The organism is Gordonibacter sp. (assembly GCF_036667095.1).
GTDB lineage: Bacteria > Actinomycetota > Coriobacteriia > Coriobacteriales > Eggerthellaceae > Gordonibacter.
The window spans coordinates 1-22,105 of record NZ_JAVWUP010000034.1 but is presented as its reverse complement, the minus strand read 5'-3'; the positions used below and the strand labels follow the sequence as shown (position 1 = coordinate 22,105).

The following is a 22,105-nucleotide window of genomic DNA, read 5'->3' as shown; positions in this document are numbered from 1 at the left end:
CGATCGGTTGCTTGGGCTGCTGCGACGCGATCGACACCTGCTCAACCGTTGCCTGCTCAACTAGCTGCTGCCCGGATTGTTGCGTCGCCTCGACACGCGGGTGCCTCTGCTCTGCGGGGCGCTTGGCAACAGTAGCGCGCGAAGCGACGACCTTCTTGCGGCCGGCTCGTCCGGGACGATTATCGACCGAAACCTCACCAACCGGCTCCTCAGGAACACTCGGACCCGCTTCGACGACTGCCGATGCCCCAGGCGATTCCGGCTCAACCGCAACCACGACAGGCTCGCTCGCAGGCTCCTTGAGGGACTCCTCCCCCGCAGCAGCGTGCTTGTCGGCAACGCGCGTCGAGCGTCGCGGCTTCTTGTCGGCACCGGTCTTCACAACAGGCACAGCAGCAGCCGGAGCGCTCTTCTCAGTGGCAGGAGTGTCCTTCTCGACAGCGGGGACGGCTTCCGACGAGACAGCCTCCGCAGGCACCGACACCTGCTCGACAGGCTGCGCGCCCGCCGCCTCAGCCGAAGTCTGGCCCGTGCGAGAATGCGAAGACTCCTTGCCCCGCGCGTTCTTCCGCTCGCGCTCGGCGTCACCCGCAAGCTCCACCGTCACCGAACTGCCGTCCTTGGTGATCTGTACGCTGGCGAACTCGTCGAGCAGCTTCGACAGCAGGTTCGTGCCGTAGCTGCGCACGTCGAAGTCGGGATAGCGCTTCAGCAGGCGGCTGCCCACCTCGCCAAGACCGGTAGACTTCCCGTTGTTCTGGTTGTCGGTGATGATGTTCACTACCGCTTGCTCGAGCTCGGCGATGGTCAGGCCCGTGCTGGCACTCGTAGCCGCACCGCCCTGTTCGGGACGATTTTTGTTGCGCGCTGCCTTCGAGTCGCCCAACAGCAGCTCCAACGTGGTGAAGATGTCGCAGGCCTTTCGAAACGGGGTGGGCGTCTTCTTCTCGCCCATGCCGATGACGGTCAGGCCGCTCTCGCGGATGCGGCTGGCCAAGCGGGTGAAGTCGCTGTCGCTCGACACAATGCAAAAACCTTCCACCGAGCGCGTGTACAAGATGTCCATCGCATCGATGATCATGGCGGAGTCGGTGGCGTTCTTGCCTTGGGTGTAGCCGAACTGCTGGATAGGGTTGATAGAGTTCTCCAGCAGCGCGTCTTTCCATTTAGCGTGGAGCGTCAAGGTCCAGTCGCCGTAAATGCGCTTGTAGGTGACGGTTCCGTAGTTGGAGAGCTCATCGGTAATAGGTTTGATGTACTTGGCCGAAACGTTGTCGGCATCGATCAGGAGAGCGAAGCGTTTCTCAGATGATTGCTTTTCCACAGGTAGTCGCTCCTCGGTGAAAGCGGTTAGGGCCGTGCGTACACACTGCCGCGGTTTGCGCCCCGAAGGATGCCGTCGCAGGCAAACGGGTGTCTGGGCAGCGGAAAGCGGGGCGTTTCGAATGACTATACTACTTGAAAACCGCCGATCACACGGCGATTGCTAAGAGGCTGATACAATTTGTCCATATCCCCTTGCGCTCGGCCCCGAAAATCCGTATACTTCCACCTTGCGCCTTGGTGGCTATAGTTCAGTTGGTTAGAACGCCAGATTGTGGCTCTGGAGGTCGTCGGTTCGAGTCCGATTAGCCACCCCAGCGCGCATTAGAAATTAGTTCTTGCAATCGTTGGAAGCATGTCTTACAATATCCCAGCGCTTTGCGTACTTTGACATATTGTTTCACTTGGACTGTTAGCTTAGTTGGTAGAGCAGGGGACTCTTAATCCCAAGGTCCGGGGTTCGAGTCCCCGACAGTCCACCATTTAAAACGCACAAGCCAGCCGGCAAAACCGGTTGGCTTTTTTATTTTGCCCTATCCCGCATACAGTATTAGGAAAGCCTCGAACACGAGACGGCCGGCAATCGATGCTCATGGCCCATTCCCTACTTTCTTCCGTTTCGAAAAAGTCCGCACATCAACAAGTATAGTGACTTATAGTGGACTTCCAGAGAACGGGCCCGCAATAAAACGACCGCCCGGCGAAACAGGACCAACAGGACCCGTCCGCCCAAGCGAAGGGCCAACTTGCGGTCACCCGAACGAATAACAGAACCAGGAGGCACGTCATGACGAAGAAAGTGCTCATACTGAACGGAAGTCCGCGTAGGAACGGCAACACGGCAATGCTCGTCGAGCAGTTCGTCAAGGGAGTTCAGGATGCCGGAAACGAAGCCGAGCGCTTCGACGTGGCACTCATGGACATCGCGCCCTGCCGTGGATGCCTCGGCGGCGGCAACGATCCGGCAAGCCCTTGCGTGCAGAAAGACGACATGGATGCCGTGTACGCCGCCTATCTCAAGGCCGATGTCATAGCCCTTGCCTCCCCCGTGTACTGTTGGAGCATTACCGCACAGCTCAAAGCCACGCTTGACCGCCTGTTCGCCCTCATGGAGGCCGGCATGAAGGCAGATGCCGCCGCGCCGGCTCCCCAACCGAAGTCCAGCGTGCTCATCATGCCGGCAGAAGACGCCAGCTACCGCAACTTCGCCCCCGTCGTCACCTATTACGAAGCACTCGCAGCCCGCATGGGATGGCTTGATGCCGGACGCGTGCTGGTGGGTGGCATGTACCTGGCGGGCGATATCGCAGGAAGCCCTGCGCTCGATGAAGCCTATCAGCTAGGCGCATCGCTTTAGACGAAAATCTTTTCCGCGACCTGCAACAAAAGGATGCTCCCAACCGTGTTGGTTGCGGAAAGGATGGACTATGGACGAAAGCGCCGAGGGCGCAGGCTTTGCCGTGGAGCTACGCCTGCCGCTTGCCTAGCGGCGCACTTTCGCCAGCAGGCTTCCCAGCATACCCTCGGCCTCGGGCGCGGCAAGGCCCTCGCCTTGTACGCCAATGCCAATGAGGCCGGGGCCGGTGTGCACCACCAGAACGGGACTGATTTGCCCCTCGTACCACGCCTGCGCATGGTCGATCGTGCTACCTAACTCCTCGCGTACCACCGCAGCCTCTTCGGCGGCATCACCGTTCACTACCGTCATAAAACAGCGCGGGAAACGTGCCGCAAACTGCTCTGCCACCGCCATAGCCTTTTTAAGCGACTGCCGACGGCCTTTTGCCTTTGTCACCGTATAATACACGCCCTGCTCGTTACAGCTGATCACGGGGCGCATATCCAGCAAACTGCCCACCGCATACGTCACGTTGCCGATACGTCCGCCCTTGTGCAGGTATTCCAGCGTGTCCACGCAGAAGTACACCCGTGTGTTGGCCACGATACCATCGCTGGCAGCACGCACCTCGTCAAACGATGCTCCACGGGCAAGCATACGCGCCACTGCCAACGCCACAAGCCCCGCCCCCATGCCAATGTTTTTGGTGTCAACGATATGGCACTCAAGGGAGGGCATCGCGGAACTCACGGACCGCATAAGGTCATAGGTGGCCGACAAGCCGCTTGAGATGTTCACAATAACTGCCTGGTCAAAGCCATCGGCAACGACGCGCTCTAGCACCTCGCGCGCCACAGCCGGCGTGGGCGTAGACGTCGTAGGAACCTCTTCGGCAAACCGATCGTATACCTGCTGCGACGTGATGGTCACCTTGTCCAGGAAGCTCTCATGCTCGTAGTTCACCTGCAGCGGCACGACATATATGCCGTAACGCTCGATTTCCTCGGGAGGAACGTCCGTACACGAGTCGATGACGAGTGCGATGCGCTTGGTATCCATGGATTGCAGTCTCCTTGCTTCCTTTGATCTAGTTTTAATAACTAGGTTATAAATTTAATATTATTATGTCAAGCGGTTATGTGAATTGACTCAGAAAACACTACTTGGTATGATCGCGAAGACGCAACGAAAAGAGAGGGCACCGATTATGAACGATGTGAGCGCTTCGGCGCGCGCGCAGGGGCTTGCCGCCCTGCACCTCCCTCGCTACGGCGAGATACCGCGCATCAACCTGTACATGGATCAGCTGATAGGCTATCTCGAAGAAACGCTCGCGCCGCTCTACGGACCCGGCGACAAGATCATCACCCGCTCCATGGTGAACAACTACGTAAAGCAGAGGGTACTCGCCGCCGCTTCGGGCAAGAAGTACACGCGTGCCCATATCGCCTACCTCATCGTCATCTGCACGCTCAAGCAGACGTTCTCCATCGCGGAGATCGAGAACCTCATCCAAGCGCAGATCGACAGCTTCGACACGCATGTCGCCTACGACTACTTCTGCGACGCGCTCGAAGCGGCACTGCACGCGCTGTTCTCTCCCCAACCTGAAAGTCCTCGGGGGTTCGTCTCCGGAGACAACGAGGGGGACTTCGAACGCGACCTGGTGCTGGCATGCACCGCAGCCGTTTCCTACACGCTCTACATCAAGGCGTGCATTGTGCTCTCTCTAGGGAAATAGGCGGAAATAGGCGGAACGAACCTTATGTGAAAGTCTTACCCTTTCGCACCGCACCCGAGGGGATCGGCGGGTACAATAGAGCGTACCGCACCTAAAACCCTGGCGAAAAGGAGGCTTGAGTCCGTGGAAACGCTTGTGCTTGCCCTGCTCATGCTGGCAGCCGTCCTCCTGTCCTCTATCATCGATCAGCTTGTTCCCAAAATCACCTCTCCGCTTATCCAGATAGGGCTAGGCCTGCTTATAGCCCTGTTCGCCACCAACCAGATCGACCTCACCTTCGACCCCGACCTGTTCTTGGTGCTGTTCATCGCACCGCTTCTGTATGATGAATCCCGCAGCGTGGACAAAGTGGCACTCTGGCGCAACCGCAAGCCCGTGCTGTCCTTGGCTATCGGCCTGGTGGTAGTGACGGCCCTTATCGTCGGTTTCGCCATGCACTGGCTCGAGCCCTCCATCCCCCTTGCCGCCGCGTTCGCACTGGGCGCCGCACTCGGACCCACCGATGCCGTCGCGGTCGCCTCGTTATCGCGCGATGCGGACATCGAGCCGCGCAGCAAGAGTATCTTGGAAGGAGAATCGCTCATCAACGATGCGTCCGGCATCGTATCGTTCCAGTTCGCGCTCGCTTTCGCCGTTACAGGCACCTTCTCGCTGTTCGACGCATCCATCGACTTTGCCATAAGCTTCTTCGGAGGCATCGCCATCGGCATCGTCTTAGGCTACCTGGGCAACCTACTGGTGCGCCGCGTGCGCAACTGGGGGCTTGAAAACACGACGTTCCACGTGCTGTTCGAGGTGTTTACGCCCTTCATCGTGTACCTGGCAGCCCACCAGATGGGCACCAGTGGCATTATCGCTGTCGTGGCGGCAGGTTTGATGGGCATCGTGTCACGACGACACGCAACTGGACCTTCCATTTCGCGCATGAACATCGTGTCGTCCAGCGTTTGGCGCGTGCTGTCATTCACGTTGAACGGTGTCGTCTTCGTGCTGCTGGGCACGCAGCTACCCCGCGCCATGAAGAGCTCATGGGGCGACGTGAGCATCAACAACGGGGTTCTGATCGGTTACGTTCTGCTCATTACGCTCATCTGCCTGCTTATACGCTTCATCTGGCTTGTCATCATGGAATTCGTGCACAGCCGCAGCCTCGCCCGCGACCAGCGGCCGGGATGGCGAAGCGACCTGAAGTCTGCCCTGGTCATGGCATTGGCGGGACCGAAAGGCACCATCACGCTCGCCGTTATGCTGACCATACCCTATCTCATCCCCGCCAATAACGGCACCTCGCCCGATTTGCTCGAGTACTTCCCTCAGCGCAACCTCATCATCTTCTTGGCCTGCGGGGTTATCGTGGTCACCCTGCTCATCGCCACGTTCATCGTGCCTTTGATAGCCCCCAAGAAGGGACCGACCGAAGAGGATGTGCGCTGCGACGAGACGCAAGCCAGCCTGGACATGCTCCGTGCCGTCATCGAGGAACTGACAGCACGCCAAACCAGCGAGAACCGCGGCGCTACCCAGAGGGTTATCCACCAGTACAACAACCGCATAGCGCGCATCAAAGCCACCAACGACATCGCCAGCGAGCCGAACACGGCCCTGCGCCTGCGCGCTCTGAATTGGGAGCGAGACTACGTGCTGCAGCTCATCGAGCGCGAAGAGGTCTACCCCATCGTCGGCTACCAGTACCTGAGCCGCCTCGCACGCGCCGAGGACCTAATGAAGCACCACCTGGGACGTTGGTCGCTGCAAAACGCCTACCTCCGCTTGCGCGCCCTACTGCGCACCGGCTGGCACCGATTGGTCAGGGGGCTTCCCGGCGTGAGTCCCACCGAGCGTACCAAAGCCATCCGCGAGCTGCAGATCCAAGGTTCTGAGCACGTGGTGGAGCTGCTACAGCACATGCTGACCTCTCCTGACTGCAACGAGCCGGCCGAAGACGTAAGCGCGCTGGTACTTGAGTACCAGCATATCATCATGCTGCTGCGCGATGCGAAACCACCACTCCAGTCCCTCTCGAGCATGGCCGAAAAAGCCGTCGACATCGAACGCTGGGCTCTGCAGCTGGAACTCGAGCAGATCCAGACATACTACGAAGCAGGCAACCTTTGCCGTTCGTCGGCCAAGCGCCTGCGCGAAAACGTCTACCTCATGCAGATCGATTTGGAAGACGACCTCTAGAAGCGAGGATCCTCCTGGGTATCCTCGCCCACCTCGCGTAAGCATGAAGCGAGCGCAAGCACCAGCGAGCACACCAAGGCAACCACCTTCCTATTGACGCGAGAGGGAAACACGCACCAGCGCAGTTGATGCCGCACAGCTGCTTGCGCAAAACCCTTCCCCCCTCAATCCAACACACACCCCGACACAGCGTGCGGCCCCCAGATACCGAGGGGCCGCACAGAAAAAACCGCTTATGCAAGGGTTTGAATACCCGCTACATCTTCGCAGGTGCACTCACGCCGATCAAGCCAAGCGCCGTGGCCAGCGCGATGCGGGTGGCATCGACCAGAGCAAGACGAGCCGCCTGTACTTCGGGGGCTTCGCCGATAACATGGCAGTTCGTATAGAACTGGTGGAACGCGGCGGCCAGGTCCTGCGAGTAGTGCGTCAGACGGAACGGCGCGCGGTCACGTGCGGCAAGCGCCACAAGCTCGCTGAAGTCGGCCATCTTGCGCATGAGCGTCAACTCGGACTCGTGCGTAAGCGGCGAGAGGTCGACGCTTACCGGAACCACCTTGGCAGCCAGCTCGTCCATGGAGAGCTCACCCGCCTCGGCAGCTGCGGCATCGGCCGGGTCAGCCGCCTTGCGCAGGATAGAGCAGATGCGCGCATGCGCGTACTGCACGTAATACACCGGGTTGGAGGCGTCCTTCTTCTTGGCAGCCTCGATATCGAAGTCGATGGGCTGGTCGGAGCTGCGCGACAACATGAGGTAGCGCGTGGCATCCACGCCCACTTCCTCGATGAGCTCGGAGAACGTGACCATCTCGCCGGTACGCTTCGACATGCGGACAGCCTCGCCATCACGGTACAAGTTCACCAGCTGGCCGAGAACAACCTCAAGCGCACCGGGGCGTCCCCAGGCTTCCAGCATGGACGTGCAGCGCTTGATGTAACCGTGATGGTCGGCACCCCAGATGTTGATGAGATGGTCGAACCCACGCTCCAACTTGTCGTAGTGGTAAGCCACATCGCTCATGAAATAAGTGAACTCGCCGTTCTCCTTGATCATGACGCGGTCCTTCTCGTCACCGAAGGCAGTGGACTTGAACCAGGTGGCACCGTCTTTGACATAGACGTAGCCCTTCTCGTCCATAGCCTTGATAGAGCGCGACACGGGGCTCGTGCCATCCTCGCCCTCCACATACAGGCTGCGTTCGCTGAACCAGCAATCGAAGCTGTTGCCGAAGCCAGCCAGCGTGTCGCGCATGAGGTCAAGCATCTCGTTGTAGGAGATCTCGCGGAATGCCTCCATACGCTCCTGCTCGTCAACGTTCACCCACTTGTCGCCGTCGCGGTCGATGATACCCTGGGCGATGTCCTTGATGTAGCCTCCGCCATAACCGTTCTCGATCATGGGGATATCTGCCCCAAGCGCCTGCAGGTAGCGGCAGGCTACCGACTTGCCGAACAGGTCCATCTGCGTGCCAGCATCGTTGATGTAGAATTCCTCGTACACGTCGTAGCCCGCATGGCGCATGACACGCGCCATGGAGTCACCGAGCGCCGCCCAGCGGCCATGGCCCACATGCATGGGGCCGGTGGGGTTCGCGGACACGTACTCCAGGTTCACGTAGCGCTGGCCCTCCGGGATCTCGCCCTTGCCGAAGCCTTCCTTCACTTCGCGCGCCTCGCGTACGATGCCCTGCAGGATCGTCGGCGTCAGGCGGATGTTGATGAAGCCCGGGCCGGCAATCTCGACGGAAAGGATCATGTCGTTTTCGGGAAGATGATCGACGATGATCTGTGCGATATCGCGCGGACTCTTCTTGGCCTCCTTAGCCAAACGCAGGGCCACCGTAGAAGCCCAGTCGCCGTTGCTCTCGTCGCGCGGGCGCTCGAGTGCTGCTTCGGGAGCCTGGTCAAGAGCCAGGGAGCCATCTTCGACTGCCGCGGCGACAGCGGCATCGATAACCTGTTCAAGTTGTTCGCGAATTTGCATGATATGCATCTTTCCTGTCCGACAAGTACACCGGTATATATAGTGGTTGATTCTACCATCTTTTCCTCATGTACGGCAAAGGATGAGCGCAACCGTCCGAACATGCTGCTCCTTATGCAGAAAATGCACACATGACCTCGGACAAGTCCCTTGTTCTTGCGCGTTATGGTATCGTGAATCCCTCATGTATACCAGAAAGGACGCACATGGATCTGACATTCGAGCAAGGAAACTTCGACGACGCGCGCCTCGTGCGCACGCGCGTGTTCATGGAGGAACAGGGTTTCCAAGACGAGTTCGACGACATCGACAAAAACCCTTCGACCATACACGTGACGTTATACGCCGACGGGCAGCTTGCCGGATGCGCACGCACCTTCCCCGACCCCGACCGTCCCGGCGAGCCGACGCGTTGGGTGTTCGGTCGCTTGGCCGTGCTGCCCGCAATGCGCAAAAGCGGCTTCGGCGGCCTGCTTCTAGCCGAATCGGAACGCCTGGCGCGCGCAGCCGGCGCCACTGAAATGCACTTGCACGCCCAGTGCTCCGTGATGCCGTTTTACGAGCGTGCGGGCTATGTTTCTTACGGAGCCGTCGAGCTTGACGAGCACGTCGAGCACATCTGGATGCACAAGGCGCTGCACTAGAAAAGCGCCTGCCGGGCGTACTACAAGCAGACTGCCCGGCTCGCAGACGAGCCGGGCAGTTTTCAATTAAGGAAGCCTTGAGGCCCCGCGAATTCCACCGGCGGCAAAAGCTACTTGCGACCCCTCCTGCGCCGATGCACGGCGGTCGCGGCGGTCGCGGCGCCAATACCGACAACGGCGAAAAGGCCCAGCAGCGCACCCTCGAGCACGTCGCTCGTTTTACCCAGCTTGCCAGTCGATGTATTTCCCACCGGTGCGGGCAGGCGCTGGTCGACCATCCGAACTTTCTGCACGAAATTCTGGTCGGGGCCGAGAACCGGGTTTTCCACCGTGAAAGCCACTGGGTCGGACACAGCGTACCCCGAAGGAGCCTCGAGCTCCACCAGTTGGTAGGTCTTGCCAGCAACCAGCTTACCCTCGATGCGATGCGCTCCGTCAGTCGAAGACATCCACGGCTGATCCACGGCAGAGCCGCGCGCATCCACCACCTGCAGCTTCGCTCCGGCAAGCAGCCTGCCGTCCGGATCGACCTTGTTGAAGTCGACGACAACCTGCGGCTCGCGCCACACGATGTTGCCACTCTCGTCTACCCTGGCGGTACCGGAACCGCCGTCGAACGCGGCGACCGTAACCTTACCATCCTTGTCCGCCTTGAACTTGATGGCAATGGGCTTCTCCGACATCAGGCTTCCATCGGGGGTGATGAGTTCCTTGATGACATAGTCTTGGTCCATGAGCACGCCCCTGAAAGCAAGGAGGCCCTGCTTGTCAGTAGTGGCCTTGGCGATAAGCTGCGTGCCGCCTTCCGCCGGAGCACCCGCAGCAAGCAGATCGACGTCGGCTGCAAAGCGCACGCGGCCGAAAGCGCCGCTCGCATCGGGTGCTGGATCGGGTGTCGGTTGCGCAGCCAGGCGCTTGTACAGGCCATAGGTCGATCCGGGCAGCACCTTACCCTCGTCGGTCTCCGCCACCTTCTTGATGACGATATCGGCACGCCGCACGTCATTCACAACCTGGGAGACCGGTTCGGCCTTGCCCTGCTCGGTGAAGCTCTCCAGCACGCCGTCCTGCCTGAACTGCGCATGGTAGACCTTGCCGTCGGTCACGCGGCCGTCGGGTACCTTGGTTTCCTTGATCCAATACTCGCCGGCGACAAGGTTCTTAAACTCGACCTTGCCGTCCTTGTCGCTTGCCGATACCGCATCGGCCCCGGCAGCCGTCTTGGCCACCGTCGCCAACGTCTCGTCGGCATACGCGGTGAATTCGGCGCCCACAAGTGCTCGCGTGGCATCGGACTTCTCGGCACCCCACGTTGCATCCGAGCAACCCTCTACATAGCTTTCCAGCTTGGTGAAGGAGAGCTCGGTTTGGGCGTTGACTACAAGACCCTTATCAACCGTCATGGCGGGCGTCGTAGCCTTGATGGCAAAGTCGAATTTTGTCTCAGGCACCACATAGCCCGCAGCCACCGTCTCCTGCAGGTAGTAGTCGCTCCAAAGAAGGCCCGCGATGGACAGCACCCCGTCATCGGCCTTTTCGCCTGCGGCAGGATCGGGAGAGGGGTAGGAACAACCGGTCTTGAACACCCCTATTTCCCTCTGTGCAATCTTGTCATACAGGGTGAACTCCGCGTCATTCAAAGGGGCATTGCCGGCATCCTTGTCAACTTTGAGCAACCTTACCCCACCGGTCTTGCGCTTGTCCTGCACAACGATGGATGCTTTGTCGGCATCGACGGTCACACCACGGGGCAGCGCATCGACCGCCACGATAGTTCCGCCGTTGTTCATAGCCACCTCGAAATCGGCCACGGCCTCATATCCAACAGGAGAAAAAGCTTCATGCACCGTGTAGGTTTTACCACCGACAAGACGGCCCGTTACCGTATCTTCCGACTTTGCTCGATCGTCTTCTGTGTTGAGAAGCGACCTAGTCTGGTGCGTCACGCTTCCGTCGGCATTGACGATATCGCCGGTGATGGTAAACACTGCTCCCGCAAGCACATTATTGTCGGCATCTTTTTTAGCCAAGGATAGGGTGTTCTTGGCATCTTTTATGACAACGGTATTGCCGTCGAGTGCCACCCATTCTGCATCGGCGGTTTTCGTCGTCTGATAGTACAGCTTGCCTGCATTGTCCATCTTGATGGACAAGGAACCATCGACAAGGTTCGCATCGGGGTAGCTGCCCGTAAAGGAGCTGATGACGTAACCGGGTGCCGGAGCGGTTTCGGTAAGCGCATAGGTATTCCCCGCGACGAGCTTGCCGGTCATGGCCTCGGGCTCGGCAGTAGAATCCCAAGCAACCGAGGTGCTGGAGTTACCTTCGGCAAATACGCCCCTCAACTTGAACTTCGCACCGGAAACAACCTGGCCATCGTTGGCATCAACCTTCTTGAAGAAGGCACTGTTCTGGGCGTCTTCTACCTTGATGGCATTGTCCTGCCCGATCGACACGCCAGCAGGCAGCGTCGTTCCCGCTTTTGCGGCCAGTGTTCCGTCAGCACCCATGGTCACCCAGAAGCTGTGAACCACCGAGTATCCTCCCGGCGGTACCGTCTCAGTAATGAGGTAGTCCTCCCCGCCCTTGAGCTGGCCTATCCACGTGGAAGACTGCGCGCCTTTGACAAGCTCCCTGGTTTCGGAAGTGGTTTTGCCCGAGAAGACGCCTTCGATAGCAAAGGTCGAACCCGACAGGCCAGTCGTGCCGTCGTGGGCAAACTTGGACAGGCTAAACTTGTTTTGAGTATTCACAATGGCTCCCTCACCCGCAACGGTGAAGCTCTTTGAAAGCGAGCCGTATCCAATAGTGACCGCATGCGGGGTTGGATCGAGCTTATAGCCATCGGGGACGGCGGTTTCAATGAGGCAGTACTCCCCCCATGCAAGGTTTTCGAAGGAGAGTTTGCCGCCGTTTGCGGTCCTCCCTTCTTGCACCTTCGAGTTATCGGACTTCTTGCACAGCTCGAACGTTACGCCGTCGAGCGCCTGGCCGCCCGCCCCTTGCTTCTCGACCTCGACCTTACCGAGCACGCGGTCGTTCGAAAGGGCTGCTTCACCCAGGTGCGCTTCGTCGACCTCAACGGCCAAGCCGAATGCCGGATCGGCCGCCTTGCCTACGACAAGTTCTTTGTCCTGGCAAGCATCGCTTACGATAAAGGTTGCCTTGAAATTATTGTTTTGGTAGTTCGCATTTGCCGCCTTCTCGGTGAGAACATACGTGCCCTTGGGAAGGCCAGATACCGCCACCCTGCCATCAGCCCCCGTTGCGAACTCCCGAGTCCAAGCAGCAACGCCGCCCGTCACGCCTGATCCAGTGGCAGGTTCAAAGACAAGTTCGAACGCCGTGCCTTCAACGGGCGTGCCGAATTCGGTTGCGTCCACCTTGGTCAAGGACAAGGAAGCGTTCGCTTTCACGTTTTGGACGAGCTTCTTAACCACTGTCGCATTCGTGGCGTTGTCGGCCGTGAAAGCGTGCTTTGTCGCATTAAGGAAATAATCGTTCGCCGTAGCCGTTTCCACAAAGTAGTATTCGCCGTTGGCAAGGCCCTTGTTGAGGGGCTTGCCCGTATCGGGATTTATCACGGAGTCGGGTACGGTGGCCGTCGACCAAGCTGCCTCGGTTGCGTTCAAGGCAACAGCCGGCTTGATGCCCTCGATGATGAGCTTGTCGCCCGAACCGTCCGCGGCAGTACCCCGCTTGTACAAGCTGAATGTTGCGCCCGTAAAAGGCTTGCCGTTCTCATCGATCTTGGCCAGCTCTGCCTGTGTCAGCGACAGCTCGTTCACAAACACAAGCGCGTTGTTGCCCACGTTGGTCCAGGCATAAGGCTCAGCTTCGCCTGAGCGTACTTGAAGCTGCCCGCCCTCGGTGATGCGAAGCACTTGAGGATCGGCAGCGAGATACCCCGACGGCACGGTAACCTCGGACAAAGTGTATTCGACGCCCGCGATAAGTTGCCCCGTGAAGCTCTTCGCCTCATTGCCCGTAGCCCATACGACCTCGCTCGTTTTGTCGGCGAAGGTGCCCTGCAACTTTAGCGTAGCGCCCGATACCGCATCACCAAATTGGTTTTTCTTGGCAAGCGTAAAGCTGGTTTGAGCATCTTGTACCTTGATCGCGTTCCCTACTTCAATCGAGACGCCCTCGGGCAACGAGCCGACTGCCGCAAGCTTGCCATCAGAGCCGATGGTTACCTTAAAACTACTGCGCACGGTATAGCCCACCGGCGGAACGGTTTCAGTGACGGTATAGGTCTGCCCCACCTTCAACTCACCCAGACGGACGGCGAGTTGTTCCCCCGGAGACACGGTACGCGCTTCGGTCTTACCGTCGGAAAACGTTCCTTCGACGGTAAACTCCGACCCGCCAAGCGCCATTCCCCCTTCGTTGAGCTTCGCAAGAGAATACGAGGTGAGCGCGTTGGTGAGCGCGAGGGTGCCACTGCCTGCAACCCAGTAACCATCGGGAACAGAAGCCTCCTCCACGGTGTAGGTGTACTCCGCGCCCTTCTGGTCGTATTGAGGCAAGACGTTGGGATAGGCATAGGACCAGGTATCGGGGCCGAGCGCTTTGTTCCAGTGAGGCTGGGGTGCGTTTTGCACTTTCGACCTCGCAACATTATCGGACTGCCGGAACAAGGCCAACGTCACGCCATCAGGACGCTGATGCGTTGCATTGCCATTGTCGCTCCAAGCCTTGGTGCCCGAAACCTTTTTCGTTTGGAGGATGTTGGTGATTTTCGTTGCGTTGTCAACGCCCGGTACGGCCGCATAGTCATAGACAGGCTCTCCGTACCCCATCACCTTACCTTCGGCGGCGCGATACGTGAAGGGATCGCCTGTTGCGGCATCGTATTTCGGGAGATGGAGAAAGGTCGCAACTGCATCGTACTTATCCATGGAGCCGTCGATGGCTTTCGTTACTTTCTTGGTGGCCGAACCGCTCTCGTACACATCCGACCAGGTTGCTCCACCGTCCATGCTGCGCTGCAACGAGAACGATATCTCCCACTTGTCGGCTGAGCCGTTCTTGAGGGGTCTCGTTTCATAGGCGTTCGCACTGTCGCCGTCCCATTTCTTTGTAACCTGGATGGCCGTTTCGCCCGTCGATGCCATCGTATTGGTAATGGTCGTTTTCGCGCCAGCCACCACGCCCGCGGGAGAATAGGTATGGTTTCCGTTGACGGAGTAGGTACCGTCTTCTTGGATGGAGACGCGGTTGTTGTCGCCGATCTTCGTCTCGGCAAAGCGATACTGGCACGTCTTAACCGTGCCGCTCTTCGCAATGGCGGGAGGCAAATTCGTGAACGTAGTAGTCCAGTTGTTCCCCCCGTTAAGCACGACCGTGCTGTATTTGGTATCATTCAGCACCGTGGCGGCATCTGCCCAAGCGTCAACTCCTACCTTGACCTGCAATTTCACTTCTACCGACAGCGGACGCAGCTTGTACGCGTTATCCCAGTCGCTCCAAACCTTGCCGACGGTTGCCTCCGCAGGGAAGGAGTTGGTAATAGCGCGCATCTCCACCTTGCCGGTCGTTGCATCGACCGACTTTTGGCCAGTCGATTTGTCGCTCGTACCGTAATAGCCGTTCGCATCGGGGTTTTCGATCACCTTGTACACCCAAGGCATGCCATTGGGAGCATAGCGGTCAAGACCGGTGATCGCATACGACCAAGTATTCGCATTCGCTGGCTTGTCCCATGAGAGGTTTGACGCGTCGAGCGGTATCAATTCGGGCACGGTGATAGCATTGCCCTGTCCGGGCTGCGCCAAAGCTGTTCTGGTAAGCTCGATGGTCACGTCCGAAGGACGGAGTCCAAAGGCATTATCGTAGTCGTTCCATTTTTTTGCGCCTTTGAGCTCGATGCTTCCCTTTTGGTCGTAGGTATTGGTTATCGCTCCGGCACTGGTCGGCGACAGCGATCCAACCGCAAGCTCGACATCCTTCGTTTTGTTCGTATTTTCGTAGGCTATGCTGAAGCCATCGAGGGGCTCCTCCGTCACATAATATTGGTACTTGTAGCCGTCCGGCGCAAAGACCAGCAGATGCTCGAACACCACCTCGCCCTTGCCATTTTTGCTGTCGTTGCTGTTCAACGTCTTGGCTGCAACAACCTCGCCGGCACTCCAGCTTCCATCGCCCAGCCGGTGCTGGCGATGCAGCTTGAACTTCGTTGCAGGGTAGTACTCGTCAACGACACGGTCCTTCCAGTTCTTTTCGACAACCAACGAACCTTGGCTTCCTGCACCGATCTGGAAGATATTGTCTACCGCAAATACGGTACTGGTCGTGCTATAAAGAGACTCCCACGTAACATCGCCCAAACCCGGCGTTCCTTTGATGTGCTCGTTAAGCCAATAGGTGTAGAGATTGCCCCGGTCGTCGTACTTCGGCAAATCCTGCACCTTGCCGATAGCGCCGGGATCGTTTTCACCCTTGTGATCAATGACGAACACGAAATCGCTCGTTCCCGCAGGTGTCGAAAGCTCGGTCGTATACGCGATGTTCTTGACGATTTCCGTATCGCCGATACGCTGGTCGATGCTCATGACGATCTTCGGCAACTGGGTGGAGGGGAATCCGCCAGGGATATTCTTCCACGATTTCTTGCCCTCGATAACGACCGTATTGGCAATGCCATTGACGAAAGCGTTCTTCTCTTTGAGAAGCGTGATGGCATCGGGGTCCAAACTTGCCTTGATAACGTCGCCGTTGTTGTTTGGCGTGCCGATACCGACAGGGTCTCCGTTGGTCAGCTGGTAGGTAGCATCCGCATAGTCGAACGCCGACCCGTTCGCACTCATAGACTCCTGCGCATAGTAGGTGATCTCGGCACCGTTTTTGTCGTATTTCGGCACACCTTTGTAGGTAGCCGTCCACCTGTTTGCAGGATCGTCAGCGACATCCCCGCTGCCCAAACGAGGCGTCCATTGGTAGTCTTTGAAGCCCAGGAACGTCGGGTCCGCACTCATGGTCTTCTGCCAGAGCGTCAGGTAGATGTCGGGGCGCTTCCCGTTTTGGTAGGCATAGGCATCAAGCCACTGCTTGTGGAACTCGATGTCCTTTGTCCCTATCCGTTGGTTGGTAACGGCAATAGCCTGCTTGTCGTCGGTATGGGAAGTGCCGACGCTATAGCTGGTCTGCTCGGTGAATATTCGGTAGTCGAACTGCGCAAACTCGTGCGGCTTGTCGGGTTTCTCGGCAACCGTATAATGGATGACCTTACCCGCCTCGTCGTATTTGGGCAAGTTGAAAAACGTGTATTCGCTCTCCGGGCGCATAAGATCAACTGTTTGCTTCGAAGTTGTCGGAGAACGGCCCGAATCGAGGATAGGCAGGCTGTCGACGTTAGGGATCTCTACGCTAGCCTCCTTCACGGCATCGGGAAATTCCAGGCACTGCAAGTGCAGGGTTGCCCCCGGGCGATTAGCTTCGTTGCCCACATCGACCCACTTCTTTGTTACCGTGATGTCGATAACGCCGATGCGTTTGTTGGTGACCGTCAGCACCTCGCGCACGTCATCTTGGTTATACGTTGTCTTGTACTTGTGGTAGTCGGTCGTGACCGAGGGCGTGGCCCGGTCATCGACGAGAATATCCCCACCGGGAGCGATCATCTTCGTTTCTTTAAGCTGGTAGTCCTTGTAGGTAGTCCCCTCGTCGATGCCGACCCACGTCCACCAGTTGTCGCTCGCCGAAAGGGTTACCTCTTTGACCCAAGCAGGATCGTTCTTCTTGGACACCTCAACCACTACCGGGAAACGATGGTCGGCATCGTCGTCGTCGATCCAGTTCTTCTCCACTCTCATCCTGCTGCTCAGGCCAGCCGGATCGTTCTTGATATCGGTGCGCCGCTTGGTAGGATCATGCGAAAGGTTCGCAATCCATCCGGTACTGCTTGCCACCTCGTCGGCCGTATAGGAGTACGCGCGTCCTTCGCTGTCGTATTTCGGCAGGTCATTTAGGTATATATGATACGGCGACATCTCTCTGTTGTCCGCATCGGGAGTGCCGTCCATCGTGTACTGGCGATCCTTCATAAGGGTGCCGTTTTGGTAGATGCCCACCGTAATCGACGCTCCGGCTTTAGGCGGCTCCTTGCCATAGACCGGCTTTCCCTCGGAGTCCACGACAGGCTGACCGTTTTCATCAAGGGCGCGCCAAAGCTTGTCGACCGTGTAGTCGACAACCCCGATCAGGCGGTTAACCGTCCAGGTTCCTTGGGTATCGTCAACGCCATTGACGTTCTCGGCCGAAGAGGCGAACCATTCGACATCCCTCAACTCATTCGCAGGCTCATCGATGTCGGGCGGGTTGCAGTCCAGTTTGAAGGTTCCATCAGCATTGAGTTTCTCTACGCCACCCTCAACCACCGAGGTCTCCACCCAACGGTATTCCAACTCACGCCCCAAAGCGTCATAGCGGGGAGGAGTTGCATGGGCCGTTTTGGTCATGACCTCGGCGATGAACCCCGTCATTTTCTGCGTGGTATCGGTGTTCTTCCAAAGCGAGTCATCCAGACTGCCAGCCGGGCGAGACTGCAGCGTCATCGTAACGCCAACGTCCTTGAGCTTGTTTTGGTAGACGGAAGCTTTCCAAGTCTTTTGCGTCGAAGTCTCGATGCTGTCGGTAATGCGGTTGCTCAAGGTGCCGCCGTTGTAGAGCGAGCGGTCGGCCGGCTCCCGCTTCACCACACCCGGTGCCAACGTGTCTGCGACCGAAAAAGAGCCATCTGCATTCTCGCTCACCGCACCGAAGACCTGCTCGTACCCGCCACCCGAAAGCGTTTCGCGCATAAGGTACACGTAGGGGTAGCCTTCTGGATCGTACTTGGGCAGAGCGGCCTTTTTGGTTCCGCCAGCCTTGATGGTGAACGTATAGGGGCTTACATCTTTGGGGATGTCGAGCGAGATAAGCTGGTTACCCTCGTCACGCACCTGCGAAGCCTGAGCGAAGCCGTTGTTATCGCGTTCGGTGTAGCGCCACAGGTACATAGTTGCATCAGGGCGCGAGAAAGCATCCGTGCCCTCGGGATCAAGCCACACCTTCGTGCCTTCGTATTCCGCCGTTCCCGCACGCGTTAGGTTGACCGTGCCGCCGCTATAGCATTCGGTAACATTCGTCCCGTAATTGGGAACCTTCTTATTGTCGTATTCGGGGAAGTAGTAGTCTTGCGTTGTGTCGGCGGGCACAGGAGCCTTCATGCAATACACGATCTCTTTGCCGTCAAGATCATACTGCGCAAGGCTTGCTACTTTGTAGGTACCCATACCTGTCGTACTGTCGAAAGCCCACGTGAGCTCGGTATCTAACACTTCTTCCATTGTGCCATCGCCCAAAACCCTATACAGATGAAATGCATTCGCACCGGGGTCTGCGTTCACCCCGCCGTCGCGGATTTTTACCTCCGCCGCAAAAGACGATGCCCTTATGTTGTAGAGCTTGTTGCTCGCATCGAATTGCTGTACATATCCCTTTGCTTTTGCAGAGCTGGGGGCTTCCTTGATGGTATAGGACACGCTTGCGCCGGACACATCCTGCATCGGCAAATCTTTGCAAGTGTAGGATGTATGGCTCATTCCCGCAGATGCCGCCTCGATAGCCGGAACCTTCGTCAACCCGAGCTGACCCATCGTTGTTGTGTCGAGCTTCTGCTCGGCTTTGCCGGCAGGGGTAAACCACACCGCCAGCGTACCGTCGTTAGATATTTCCTTCCAAGGACGATCAGGGTCGTTATTGTCGCGCCATTCTTTTTCAAGCGCTACCGATGTCGTATCGGCCGAGGCCTTTGCAGCGAGAGAGGGAGAAGCCGCTTTTAGTTCTTGCTTAACCGGTCGAGCAGGTAGGGTGACCACGGCTTTCGCATCGCCTTGCAGGTTCAGCTCCACCTGGGAAGACTCATCGGATAACGCGCCGATTTCCAAAACAACCGGGATGCGCACCGTCAGCTCAAGAGGTTTTTGCGGGGCAGTCGCAGTCGCCGAAAGAGTGCCGACAAGCCCTTCGTCCTTCGCCGCATAGGAAACCAGCGTCGCATCGGAAAGATTCGCCTCTGCCAAACGCTCCCCATCGAGGGTGAAGACCCCTTGCGGCAGCGTGAGCACGAACCAGTCGCCCGCAGCCCAAGCGGCATCAGATGACTCCGCGTTCGCAGCCAACGTGATGTGGTAGCGCAGCTCCAAATGAGCGGAAGAACCGGGGATGTACGCTGCCAAGTCCAGCGCGTTCTCATATGCCTTGACTTCAACTTGAGCGCCCTCGGCATCCTGATAGGCAGCACTATATAACCCGATAGACAACGCTGCCGTATCGGCAGTCAGATCAACTGGCTCACGCACGGTCGGCGTGGAGGACTCGCCAGACTGGCTGCCTGAATCGAGGCCCGCAGTACCGCCCTCCGAAGAATCGCCAGCATTGCCCAATACCGCCTCGCCCGGTAAAGAAGGCATCTGCAAAACACCCGTAGCCGACGAAGCATCCTCGAAGAAATCGATGCCTTCTTTCGGTTCGCCCACCAGAGGATCGGAAGCAAAGACCCCCTCCCCTGCCCTAGAATCGGCTGCATGTTCGCCCGCATCAGAAATCGCATTCGACAGACTATCGCCGAAAGCCAGCGCCATCGGCTGAAACGTCGCGCTATTACAGGTCATCACCAGGGCAACAGCCATGAATACGGACAAAATCTTGCTCAAGCGCGCTTTGCGATGAAACATGGCAATCCCCTTTGAAGCGACAGTGCCCTCATCGGCGCATGTCTATTCCCAATTTTACGTCACCCCCCTTCTGCATTCCCATGGTTCCACTATTATTTAAAGCCCTGACCTGTTCTTACGATGCAGACGCACAAGCAAAATTCCTGTCGTACAAGCAAGAAACACCGACAGAGAATAAATACCCGAGACGCGGAAAAGCCTCCCGAAGGAGGCCTTTCCTTGCGCTCGATCCGCTGCGCAGCGGTGCGCGCGTACGGGTCAGTGCATGAGCAATGTGTAGCTTTATCGACTACGCTGATCCAGGTATGAGCATCATTGCCGCCGTAAGGATGATGGCGCAGACCACACCGAGGATGATAAACAGCTTGCCACCGAACTTGAGCCACGTGGAGTACTCGATCTTCGCCAGTGCCAAGCCGCCCATGATGGCGCCGCTTGTCGGGGTGAGCAGGTTCACCAGACCGTTGCCGGCGCTGAAGATCATGATCATGACGTCGGTGGAGAACCCAAGCGAGTTCGCCAGGGGACCCATGATAGGCATGGACACGGTAGCCATGCCGGATGACGACGGGATCAGGAACGACAGCACGATATAGAGCAAGAACGACAGCGGTGCGAATATGATGGCCGATAGGCCGTTCAACGCGTTCGCCGCATTGTTCAGAATCCACATGTCCAGACCGGTCTCGCCCATGAGCACCGTGATGGAGCGGGCAAGAGCAATGATCAGCACGACGCTCATCATGTCGGCACAGCCGTTGATGAATGCCTTCACAAAACGGCTCTCGGAGACGCCGCCGATGATACCGATGATGATAGCCATGATCAGGAACCACGTGGAGGCCTCGTCGAAGTACCACTGCCCCAACGGAAGACCGGTCAGAAGAGCCGACCAACCCGGAGCCACTTCTTCCTCAGCCGTAACCGTACCAGAGACATCACCGCTGAACGCGATCTCGCTGCCTTCGGCATCGGACCACACGGCAGCAATGTCATCACCGGTTACCTGCGTCGCAACTTCCTCGACCTGGGAACCTGCGTTGAAGAAGTCAACGTTGAAGTCGCCCCAGGGGATGAAGCCGATGATCATAACAACGAACGTAAGGCCGAACACCGCGAGCGATGCCTTCTGGCGCCCGGTCATGGTCTTCTCGCCCTTCGGACTAGCCTCAGCCTTAATGGCCTCCTGCTGAGCCTCGCCGAACTCCGCCTTCATGTCTTCCTGCTCTTGCAGCGACAGGATGGTCGAACCCTTGTCGGCCTTGACCTTCTTGGCGTAGCGCATAACAAACACGATAGAGATAGCTAGCGTAACCAGCCAGAGGATAACGCCCAGCATGATGATAGTGCCCTGGTTGACAACCAGACCCGAGCTAGACAACGAGTCGACAGCAGCGCCTACAGCGAACGGGTTCACCGTCGAACCCAGCACGCCGCAACCGGCACCCAGCAAAACCACTGCCGCACCGACGATACTGTCAAAACCTGCAGCAACCATAGTAGCTGCCAGCAGCAGGTAGAACGGCACCGTTTCTTCGCACATACCGTATGTCGTACCGCCGACGGAGAAGATGAACATCAAAATAGGAATGAGAATAAGCTCATTGCCCTTCAGCTTCTTCACCAGCGCTGCGATACCAGCGTCAAGTGCGCCCGTCTCGGTGACGATACCCAGGAAACCACCCAGGATCAGCACGAACAAACAGACGGGAAGTGCATCGGTAAAGCCTTTAACCGGTGCGGTCGCCACGTTAGCAAGCGTAGCACCCTCCACACCCTCCACACCCATTGCACCCATGACGACGGTAATGATCGCCAGAGCGATAAGCATGATAAGCAAAATAGTGAACGAAGAAATTGAACGCTTCTTTTTGCTTTTTTCCTTTGTTTTCTCGGTCATTAGATCCCCTCCTTATAAGAGGCTCAAGGTCGGATAGTTAGCGAACGAGAAACTGCAATGAACCGGTCGGAAGCATAACCATCCAATTCACAAGTACCCTTTTTTTAGGGGGTGGCGACCCGCATGCAAGGACCGCAACCCCCAACAAACTCCCGCCTCCTTAGCTGCGCAGCAATCGCACAGCCGGAGCGGGATAGTGCCGAACCGCTCTACGCCGTGATGACCGTGCCCGTCTCGCCCTTGAGGCCCGCAGCGGCGCACTCCAGCGACGT

Annotated in this window: 9 protein-coding genes and 2 tRNA genes; 6 read left to right on the top strand and 5 right to left on the bottom strand. The window is 57.9% G+C overall.

Going from position 1 to position 22,105, the window contains the following annotated elements; all coding sequences use genetic code 11:
- The coding region (locus RR842_RS05430; protein ID WP_332729183.1) for an NYN domain-containing protein at positions 1-1,324 on the bottom strand (1,324 nt) is incomplete at its 3' end.
- Between the two features lie 239 nt (positions 1,325-1,563).
- Here RR842_RS05430 and RR842_RS05425 point away from each other — a divergent pair.
- From RR842_RS05425 to RR842_RS05415, 3 genes are all read left to right on the top strand, one after another.
- A tRNA-His gene (locus RR842_RS05425) sits at positions 1,564-1,640 on the top strand.
- Between the two features lie 89 nt (positions 1,641-1,729).
- Positions 1,730-1,805: transfer RNA gene (locus tag RR842_RS05420), tRNA-Lys, on the top strand.
- A gap of 305 nt (positions 1,806-2,110) precedes the next feature.
- Complete coding sequence (locus tag RR842_RS05415) at positions 2,111-2,680, top strand: flavodoxin family protein (RefSeq protein WP_332729181.1); 570 nt, start codon at positions 2,111-2,113, stop codon at positions 2,678-2,680.
- 126 nt (positions 2,681-2,806) lie between these two features.
- On the opposite strand, the gene RR842_RS05410 is transcribed toward RR842_RS05415, so the two are convergent.
- Positions 2,807-3,721, bottom strand: a complete 915-nt coding sequence (locus tag RR842_RS05410) for a DegV family protein (protein ID WP_332553646.1) — start codon at positions 3,719-3,721, stop codon at positions 2,807-2,809.
- 148 nt (positions 3,722-3,869) lie between these two features.
- Between RR842_RS05410 and RR842_RS05405 the strand changes: the two genes are divergently transcribed.
- Together RR842_RS05405 and RR842_RS05400 are read left to right on the top strand one after the other, a co-directional pair.
- Positions 3,870-4,403: a DUF1836 domain-containing protein gene (locus RR842_RS05405; RefSeq protein ID WP_332513118.1), complete on the top strand. Its 534-nt coding sequence runs from the start codon at positions 3,870-3,872 to the stop codon at positions 4,401-4,403.
- Positions 4,404-4,526: 123 nt separating this feature from the next.
- Positions 4,527-6,587 (top strand): Na+/H+ antiporter, encoded by a 2,061-nt coding sequence (locus tag RR842_RS05400; RefSeq protein ID WP_332729179.1) that lies wholly within the window; start codon positions 4,527-4,529, stop codon positions 6,585-6,587.
- A 256-nt stretch (positions 6,588-6,843) separates the two neighbouring features.
- Here the strand turns inward: RR842_RS05400 and argS are convergent, their stop codons facing one another.
- Positions 6,844-8,571, bottom strand: coding sequence for an arginine--tRNA ligase (argS, locus tag RR842_RS05395; protein ID WP_332565344.1), 1,728 nt, complete (start codon positions 8,569-8,571; stop codon positions 6,844-6,846).
- A gap of 206 nt (positions 8,572-8,777) precedes the next feature.
- Here argS and RR842_RS05390 point away from each other — a divergent pair, with 206 nt between their 5' ends.
- Positions 8,778-9,215: a GNAT family N-acetyltransferase gene (locus tag RR842_RS05390; protein ID WP_332521319.1), complete on the top strand. Its 438-nt coding sequence runs from the start codon at positions 8,778-8,780 to the stop codon at positions 9,213-9,215.
- A gap of 110 nt (positions 9,216-9,325) precedes the next feature.
- On the opposite strand, the gene RR842_RS05385 is transcribed toward RR842_RS05390, so the two are convergent.
- A complete protein-coding gene (locus RR842_RS05385) occupies positions 9,326-19,933 on the bottom strand; it encodes a SpaA isopeptide-forming pilin-related protein (RefSeq protein ID WP_332729177.1) in 10,608 nt (3,535 codons plus the stop codon).
- 289 nt (positions 19,934-20,222) lie between these two features.
- On the bottom strand, positions 20,223-21,833 hold the full coding sequence (locus RR842_RS05380) for a YfcC family protein (protein ID WP_332521845.1): 1,611 nt from the start codon (positions 21,831-21,833) through the stop codon (positions 20,223-20,225).
- Positions 21,834-22,105: the final 272 nt, after the last annotated feature.

Bases quoted from the DNA above. Each gene is read 5' to 3' on its own strand.
- RR842_RS05415 (WP_332729181.1), top strand. From the start codon at position 2,111: ATGACGAAGAAAGTGCTCATACTGAACGGAAGTCCGCGTAGGAACGGC.
- RR842_RS05410 (WP_332553646.1), bottom strand. From the start codon at position 3,721: ATGGATACCAAGCGCATCGCACTCGTCATCGACTCGTGTACGGACGTT.
- RR842_RS05405 (WP_332513118.1), top strand. From the start codon at position 3,870: ATGAACGATGTGAGCGCTTCGGCGCGCGCGCAGGGGCTTGCCGCCCTG.
- argS (WP_332565344.1), bottom strand. From the start codon at position 8,571: ATGCAAATTCGCGAACAACTTGAACAGGTTATCGATGCCGCTGTCGCC.
- RR842_RS05390 (WP_332521319.1), top strand. From the start codon at position 8,778: ATGGATCTGACATTCGAGCAAGGAAACTTCGACGACGCGCGCCTCGTG.
- RR842_RS05385 (WP_332729177.1), bottom strand. From the start codon at position 19,933: ATGTTTCATCGCAAAGCGCGCTTGAGCAAGATTTTGTCCGTATTCATG.
- RR842_RS05380 (WP_332521845.1), bottom strand. From the start codon at position 21,833: ATGACCGAGAAAACAAAGGAAAAAAGCAAAAAGAAGCGTTCAATTTCT.